This window comes from Stenotrophomonas sp. PS02297 (assembly GCF_029959705.1).
Lineage (GTDB): Bacteria > Pseudomonadota > Gammaproteobacteria > Xanthomonadales > Xanthomonadaceae > Stenotrophomonas > Stenotrophomonas nitritireducens.
In genome coordinates this window covers 1-8,142 of record NZ_JASCOS010000140.1, presented here as the reverse complement: position 1 = coordinate 8,142, position 8,142 = coordinate 1, and the positions used below count along the sequence as shown (strand labels likewise).

Annotated in this window: 5 protein-coding genes; all 5 read right to left on the bottom strand. The window is 68.7% G+C overall.

The window, feature by feature from the left end; genetic code table 11:
- A partial coding sequence (locus tag QMX80_RS17155) for a biotin/lipoyl-containing protein (RefSeq protein ID WP_345782394.1) occupies positions 1 to 344 on the bottom strand: 344 nt, incomplete at its 3' end.
- Between the two features lie 42 nt (positions 345 to 386).
- Complete coding sequence (locus tag QMX80_RS17150) at positions 387 to 3,218, bottom strand: 2-oxoglutarate dehydrogenase E1 component (protein WP_055764781.1); 2,832 nt, start codon at positions 3,216 to 3,218, stop codon at positions 387 to 389.
- A 177-nt stretch (positions 3,219 to 3,395) separates the two neighbouring features.
- Positions 3,396 to 4,301 carry a GNAT family N-acetyltransferase gene (locus QMX80_RS17145; RefSeq protein ID WP_282278383.1) on the bottom strand — a complete coding sequence of 302 codons (906 nt, stop codon included), beginning with the start codon at positions 4,299 to 4,301 and terminating at the stop codon, positions 3,396 to 3,398.
- Positions 4,298 to 5,749: a cupin domain-containing protein gene (locus tag QMX80_RS17140; RefSeq protein ID WP_345782393.1), complete on the bottom strand. Its 1,452-nt coding sequence runs from the start codon at positions 5,747 to 5,749 to the stop codon at positions 4,298 to 4,300. Before QMX80_RS17140 ends, QMX80_RS17145 begins: the two co-directional genes overlap by 4 nt.
- Before the next feature lie 52 nt (positions 5,750 to 5,801).
- Complete coding sequence (locus tag QMX80_RS17135; protein WP_282278380.1) at positions 5,802 to 8,060, bottom strand: EAL domain-containing protein; 2,259 nt, start codon at positions 8,058 to 8,060, stop codon at positions 5,802 to 5,804.
- Between the last annotated feature and the right edge of the window lie 82 nt (positions 8,061 to 8,142).

The window sequence follows — 8,142 nt, the reverse complement described above, 5'->3', positions numbered from 1 at the left end:
GCGGCCGACTTGGCGGCCGGGGCCGGTGCGGCGGCAGCGGCGGCCGGAGCCGCTGCAGCGGCCTTCGGTGCTTCGGCGGCAGCCGGGGCCGGCGCGGCGGCGACGGCGCCTTCCTCGATGATCGCCACGACCTGGCTGCTGGTCACGGTGGCGCCTTCGGGGAACTTGATTTCCTTGATCACGCCATCGACCGGCGACGGCACTTCAAGCACGACCTTGTCGGTTTCCAGGTCAAGCAGGTTTTCGTCGCGCTTGACCGCGTCGCCGACCTTCTTGTGCCAGGTGGCGATGGTGCCGTCGGCGACGGATTCGGGCAGTACCGGGGCTTTGACTTCGGTGGCCATGCAGGGGCTTCCTGGTTCGTATTCTTCGTGAAAGGGGGAGAGTTATTCAGCGAACTGGTCGTTGAAGGGATTGACCAGCGCATCGGCAAGCAGCTGCTGCAGTTCGCGCAGGTGATCGGCCATGTGGCCGACGGCCGGCGACGGCGAACGCGGGCGACCAGCGTAGTGCAGGTTCTGGCCGTCGGCCAGGCAGGCCTGCAGGTGGTGGCGGATCTGGTACCACGCGCCCTGGTTCATCGGCTCTTCCTGGCACCACACCACGTCGGCGGCCTTGCCGTACTTCTTCAGCTCGGCGGCCAGCAGCGGGCGCGGGAACGGATACAGCTGCTCCACGCGGATGATGGCCACGTCGTCCTGGCCGCGCTTGGTCTGGTCTTCGAGCAGGTCGTAGTAGACCTTGCCCGAGCACAGCACGACGCGCTTGACCTTCTTCGCATCCGCGTTGGCGTCGCCGATCAGGTGCTGGAACTCGCCGTTGGCCAGTTCGTCCAGGGTCGAGACGGCCAGCTTGTGGCGCAGCAGCGACTTGGGCGACATCACGATCAACGGCTTGCGGGTGGTCATGCGCATCTGGCGACGCAGCATGTGGAAGGCCTGCGCCGGGGTGGACGGCACGCAGACCAGCATGTTCTCCAGTGCGCACAGCTGCAGGAAGCGCTCCAGGCGCGCCGAGCTGTGTTCCGGGCCCTGGCCTTCGTAGCCGTGCGGCAGCAGCAGGGTCAGGCCGGAGATGCGGCCCCACTTGGCTTCACCGGAGGCGATGAACTGGTCGATCACGACCTGCGCACCGTTGGCGAAGTCGCCGAACTGGCCTTCCCAGATGCACAGGGTGTTGGGATCGGTGGTGGAGAAGCCGTACTCGAACGCCATCACCGCTTCTTCGCTGAGCAGCGAGTCGATGATGGTGGCCTGTTCCGGCGACTCGACCAGCTGGCGCAGCGGCAGGTAGTAGTTGTCGGTCTTCTGGTCGTGCAGGATCGCGTGGCGGTGGGTGAAGGTGCCGCGGCCGACGTCCTGGCCGACCAGGCGCAGGCAGTTGCCTTCGTCCAGCAGGGTGGCGTAGGCGAGGTTCTCGGCGAAACCCCAGTCGCCGGCGATCTCGCCAGCGGCCATCTTGCGCCGGTCGTCGTACACCTTGGCCACGCGCGAGTGCAGCTCCACGCCGTCCGGGATGGTGTTGATCATCGTGGCCAGCCGGGTCAGCTTGCCCATCTCGACCTTGGTGCTGACCGGGTCGGACAGCTTGCCGGACAGGTAGCGCGGCCAATCCACGTACATCTTGCTGGTGGTCGGGGTCTTCTCGACCACGGCCAGCTCGGTGGTGACTTCGCCCGAATCCAGCTTTTCGCGGTAGGCGTCGACCATTTCCTTGCCCGCGCCGGCGGCGATCACGCCCGCCGCTTCCAGCTGCTCGGCGTAGAGCTCGCGGGTGGTCTTGTGCTTGCGGATCACCTGGTACATCAGCGGCTGGGTGATCGCCGGCTCGTCGGCCTCGTTGTGGCCCCAGCGGCGGTAGCAGACCAGGTCGATCACGACGTCCTTGTGGAACTGCTGGCGGAAGTCGTAGGCCAGCTTGGCGGCGAACACCACCGCTTCCGGATCGTCGCCGTTCACGTGCAGGACCGGGGCAGCGACCATCTTGGCGATGTCGGTGCAGTACAGGGTCGAGCGCGAGTCGTCGCGGTTGGAGGTGGTGAAGCCCACCTGGTTGTTGATGACGATGTGCACGGTGCCGCCCACGGTGAAACCGCGGGCCTGCGACATCTGGAACAGCTCCATCACCACGCCCTGGCCGGCGAAGGCGGCGTCGCCGTGGATCAGGATCGGCATCACCTGCTTGCGCGCGGTGTCGTTGCGGCGTTCCTGGCGCGAGCGCACCGAACCGGCGACCACCGGGTCGGCGATCTCCAGGTGCGACGGGTTGAAGGCCAGGGCCAGGTGCACCGGGCCGCCATCGCTGGCGACGTCGGCCGAGAAGCCCATGTGGTACTTCACGTCGCCGGCAACGGCGCGGTCGTCGTGCTCGAACTTGCCTTCGAACTCGTCGAACAGCTTGCGCGGGTTCTTGCCCAGGGTGTTGACCAGCACGTTCAGGCGGCCGCGGTGGGCCATGCCGATCACCACGTCCTTGACGCCATCCTTGCCGGCGTCGCGGATGATGGTGTCCATCATCGGGATCAGCGAATCGCCGCCTTCCAGCGAGAAGCGCTTCTGGCCGACGTACTTGGTGTGCAGGTAGCGTTCCAGGCCCTCGGCGGCGGTCAGGCGCTCGAGCGTGCGGCGCTGGGTGCCGGCATCGAGGTTGTAGTTGCCGCCGGCCTGTTCCAGGCGCTTGTACAGCCACTGGCGCTGCTCGACTTCGGCGATGTACATGAACTCGGCGCCGATGGAGCCGGTGTAGGTCGCCTTCAGGCGCGCCAGCAGGTCGCGCAGCTTCATGCGCGGCTGGCCGCCTACGCCACCGGTGCTGAACTCGTCGTTGAGGTCGGCATCGCTGAGGTTGTGGAACGGCAGGCTGAGGTCCGGCGGGTTGACCGGCGGGGTCAGGCCCAGCGGGTCGAGATTGGCGCCAAGGTGGCCGCGCGAGCGGTAGGCGGTGATCAGGCGTCCGACGTTGCGCTCGCGCTCGTCGCCGCCGCCGGCATTGGCCGCGGCGCTGGATGCGTTGCGGCCGGCCTCGGCGATGTGGGCGATGACGGCGGAATGCGGGACATCACCTGCTTCGCGGCCCTTGAAGCCATCGAAATAGGACTTCCATTTGGGGTCCACACTGTCCGGGGAGACGAGGTACTGCTCGTACAGATCCTCGATGTAGGAGGCGTTGCCGCCGGCGAGTTGCGATGACTGCGCAAACTGCTTCAGGAGATTGTCCACGATGGAGAGTCGGATTCGCTTGTGGGGTATGGCTTCTGGAACCGGCGGGACCTTGCAGCAGGACGCCGCGCGGGCGTGATGAAACCCCTGAATTATACCCTCGCGGGGACAGGAAGGGGCACACACTCTGTCCACTGGGTTAACGTCGGGCCATGCCTTGTCCCGGCCCGACAGCGCTCAGATGCCGAGTGTCCTGAGCGCTTCGCAGTCGCGTGCATCGTCCCAGGCGCGCTGGAACAGCGCGTCCTGCTGGCGGGCGCGGGCCGGCATGTCCAGCGACAGCTCGCCTTCGACGCGTTCGCCCATTGGACGAAAGTAGCAGTCGTCGTTGTCGTTGACCGCGCAGGCGGGTGCCGGCGCCTGTCCGGCCGGGTCCGCCGGCTGGCGCAGCTGGAACACGCTGGGCAGGCGCTGGACGAGCGCGAGCAGGGCCGGGGGCAGGGTCGTGGGGTCGCCGTCATGCAGCAGCACCAGCGCCTGCTTGTCATGGCGTGCGGTAGCGAAGCGGCGCAGCGCCTGCAGCACGGCCGGTTGGCCGAGCAGCGCGGCATCGCCGCCGTGGCAGCCCAGCAGCAGCCGGCGCCGGGCGCGGTGGATCACGGCCGACAGCGCCGCCTCGACCTGGTCCGCCGCCTGCACGCGCATGGCACCGTCCATGCGGCGGCGCATGGTCTGGTGGACGATCCCGGCTTCCTCGAACTCCGCGCCCTCCGGCAGGAACCCGTTGCGCGCATAGAAATCGCGGGCATGGACCTGGGCATGCAAAGAAACCTCGCCCCAGCCGCGGCGGGCGGCCTCGGCCACCAGCGCCTGCAACAGCGCCTCGCCGACGCCCTGGCCACGCCAGCCGGACAGGACGGCCATGCGGCCGATGCGCCGCTGCGGCGTCAGCCGGCCGGTGCCGATGGCGTGGCCATCGGCATCCAGCGCCACGACGTGGTGGCTGAGCGGATCCAGTTCGTCGGTCTCCAGTTCGGAGGGCACCTGCTGTTCGCCGACGAACACGGCATGGCGCACGCCGTGCAGCAGCGCATGCTGCACGGCATAGTCGGCCGCCTCGACGTGGAACGCCGCGGACGTCATGCCGAGGGGCTGTCCTCGTCCTCGTCGTCGCCGTCGTCGCAGATCACCACGACCTCGACGCCTTCCTCGTTCACCTGCACGGTGTCGATGGCGCCGCTGGCCGGCTCGCCTTCGCCGGCCTGGGCGTATTCGAACACCTCGATTTCGAGTTCCGGAGCGTCGGCTTCGTCGTCGAAACCGGCGTCGAAGTCTTCCTCCATGACCTCGAGCGCGTCCTGCTCGGCCTGCATCGCCGCCAGGGTCTCGGCATCGAGCAGCTGGTAATGGCCGCCGGCCAGCAGTTCCAGCACGGCGCTGCGGCCCTTGGCCGACAGCCTGCGGAACATGACCGCGTCGATCCGCTCGGCGGCGGCCAGGCCCTGCGCGTCCTTGACCGGCAGCTGGAAGGCATGGCCGCTGCTGTACAGCGCGGCGCCGCGGGTGGCGCGGCGCCAGGCCAGCCGCGCCCACGGGTGGCGCTCGAGCAGGCCGCCTTCCTCCAGCACGTTCTCGACCTCGGCGGGGGCGGGCGGCGCCTGCGAGGGCAGGATGTCGCCGGCGGCGCGGTAGGTGGTGATGAAGCGGCCGAACCAGTCGCCGAGGCGGTCCGGGTCGTTCATGCGCAGCGCGTTGAGCGCGGCGACCACCCGCTTCATCGCCGCCGCATCGATCTCGTTGGGGTCTTCCGGCAGCTTCAGGTCCGGGTCCTGGTAGCGGATGGCCTCGTCGGCATCGGCCACCAGGTCGTCCAGCCAGTCGCTGATCAGCTCGGCCGAGGACGGCGCGCGCATGCCGAAGGAGAAGGTCAGGCACGGGTCTTCGGCCACGCCGTGGTGCGGCACGTTCGGCGGCAGGTACAGCATGTCGCCCGGTTCCAGCACCCAGTCGTGGGTCGGCTTGAACTTCCGCAGCAGTTTGAGTTCGACGTCGGGGCGGAAATCCAGCGGCGGGCGCTTGCCCTTGGTCGACTCGTTGGCGTCGATCTGCCAGCGGCGGTGGCCGTGGGCCTGCAGCAGGAACACGTCGTACTGGTCGACGTGGGCGCCGACCGAGCCGCCGGTGGCGGCGAAGCTGATCATCACATCGTCCATGCGCCAGCGCGGCAGGAAGCTGAAGTGCTCGATCAGGGCGCGCACGTCCGGGTCCCACTTGTCCACGTCCTGCACCAGCAGGGTCCAGTCGTGGTCGGGCATGCCCGGGAAGTCCTCTTCCTGGAACGGGCCGGTGCGCAGGCTCCAGCCGTCGGTGGCGCGGTCATGGGTGACCAGGCGCGCCAGCGCGCCTTCCTCGCAGGCCAGCCCGGCCAGGTCTTCGGGCATCACCGGGGTCTGGAAATCCGGGAAAGCGCCGCGGATCAGCAGCGGGCGCTTCTGCCAGTAGTCGCGCAGGAAACGCTCGGCGGGCATGCCGAGCGGATGGCGGGCGCTGGCCCTGGTCTCGATGGGCAGGGAGGAAGAGGTCTTTTTCATCGCGCGCAATACCATTGGAAAACGGGGGCGGCGTGGGTCGCCGACGGAAGCGTCATTGTCGCCCAGCCGCCGGTGAAGCGCCTAGCGCCGCCGCGGGGCCGCCGGGCGGCGGCACCGGCACGGGCGCGCCATCGAGCAGGCGTTCCAGCACCGCGGCCGGACAGGGCGGGCTGAAGCCGAAGCCCTGCGCCAGCAGGCAGCCTTCGCTGCGGAGGAACTCCAGGTGCTGCGCATGCTCGACGCCTTCGGCGACTACCGCCAGCCCCAGGCTGTGGCCCAGGCCGATGATGGCGCGGCTGATCACGGCCAGTTCGGCGTCCCCGGGCAGCCCGCCGATGAAACTCTTGTCGATCTTCAGCATGTGCAGCGGGAACCGCTTCAGGTAGCCAAGCGACGAATAACCGGTGCCGAAGTCGTCCAGCGCCAGGCGCACGCCCAGCGCGGCCAGCTGGCGCAGCGCGCCCAGGGTCGCGTTGCTGTCCTGCATCAGGTGGGTCTCGGTGATCTCCAGTACCAGGCTGGCGGGCGGCAGGCCGGTGGCATCCAGGATGCAGACCAGCCGGTCGACGAAATCGTCCTGCTGCAGCTGGCGCCGGGACAGGTTGACCGAGCAGTAGAGGTGGCGATGCCCGGCCTGCTGCCACGCGCGGGTCTGCCGGCAGGCCTCGCGCAGCACCCAGTCGCCGACCTGGACGATTTCGCCCGATTCCTCCAGCGAGGGGATGAACTCCAGCGGCGGCACCAGCCGGCCGTCGTGGCGCCAGCGCAGCAGCGCCTCGACCCCGACCATCCGCGGGTCTTCCGGGTCGAGGCTGTGGATCGGCTGGTAATGCAGCACGAATTCGTCGCGTCCCAGCGCCTGGCCCAGCGCGCTTTCCAGTTCCAGCTGGCGCTGCGCGCTGGCCTGCAGCCCCGCGCTGTAATGGGCGAACTGGGCCTTGCCGGCCTGTTTGGCCAGGTGCAGGGCGAGATCGGCGGCCTGCAGCGCGTCGTGCAGGTCGATGCTGGCCTGCAGGCTGGCGATGCCGATGCTGGCGTTGACCACCAGGGTGCGTTCGTCCAGGCGCATCGGCTGGTGCAGCCGTTCGAGGATGCGCTGGGCGACGTGTTCGGCCTGCGTGCCGGGGCCGAGGTCGGTGAGCAGCACCACGAACTCGTCGCCGCCGAACCGGAACAGGTGGTCGTCCGCGCGCAGGCATTGCGCGAGCCTGCGGCCGACTTCGACCAGCACGTCATCGCCGAACAGGTGGCCGAAACTGTCGTTGATCAGTTTGAAGCGATCCAGGTCGATGAACAGCACGGCGGCCTGGCCGCTGCCGGTTTCGTGCAATTGGCGCTGGGTGTGCAGGAGCAGTTCGTCCAGGCGCAGGCGGTTGGCCAGCCCGGTCAGCGGATCGTGGCGGGCGGCATGGTACAGCTGCTGCTCGATGGCCTTGCGCCGGCCGATGTCGCTCTGCGAGCCGGTGATGCGCAGCTGGCCGTCGCGGTCGGCCTCGGCCACGCCGCGGCTCAGTACCCATCGCCATTCGCCGTTGCGGCAGCGGATGCGATATTCGTGGTGGATCGAGTCCGACTCGGCATGCAGGTGCGCATTGATGGCGCGGTGCAGGCCGGGCAGGTCGTCGGGATGGACGCGCGAAAACCAGGCGTCGCTGGTCTGGCCCAGGCTTACGCGGTCCAGCCCGATCATCTCGGCCCAGCGCTCGGACACGTACAGCGTGTCCGGGCCGGGGTGCCAGTCCCAGATGCCGTCATGGGCGCCGCGCAGGGCGCGCGCGAAGCGCGCCTCGCTGTCTTCCAGCGCCTTGCGCTGGGCGGCGCTGTAGGTGTCGATGGCCAGGGTCATGTCGAAGAACACGGCCTTGAGCAGGCTGGAGAACAGCCGCGCGTCGTCGCCCTCGCCGCACAGCGGCACCAGCATCTGTTCCAGGTACAAACGGTACGCGCCCAGGTACCACTTCAGCTCGACGCCGTTGACATGGTGGATCAGGCCGATGCGCAGGCGGTTGTCGACATAGTCGTGGTCGTACGGCCCCTGCCAGAGGCGCTGGTAGTACTCCAGCTGCCGCTGTTTCAGCCGGTGCACGGTGGTCTGGTCGCCCAGCAGCGCGGCGGGCGCGGGGAAATCGTCGAGGTGGCGGTAGAGTTTCTCGATGAATCCGGCCTGCGCGGCGGACATGCGTCCGGCGGCCTGGTTGAGGCGCCGCGCATCCTCGTCCCGCCATTCCAGCAGGCGGTAGCGCTCGGCTATTTCAGCCTGTTCCAGGCCGATGCGCCGCATCAGTTCCTGCAGTGTTTCGACGGCACCCATGGTTTCCTCTTGCGTTGAAGGCGGGCATGGAAAAAGCGCCACGGCGGCCGCTCCGTCCGGAACCGCTGCCGGGGCGCGTCGT

Bases quoted from the DNA above. Each gene is read 5' to 3' on its own strand.
- QMX80_RS17145 (WP_282278383.1), bottom strand. From the start codon at position 4,301: ATGACGTCCGCGGCGTTCCACGTCGAGGCGGCCGACTATGCCGTGCAG.
- QMX80_RS17140 (WP_345782393.1), bottom strand. From the start codon at position 5,749: ATGAAAAAGACCTCTTCCTCCCTGCCCATCGAGACCAGGGCCAGCGCC.
- QMX80_RS17135 (WP_282278380.1), bottom strand. From the start codon at position 8,060: ATGGGTGCCGTCGAAACACTGCAGGAACTGATGCGGCGCATCGGCCTG.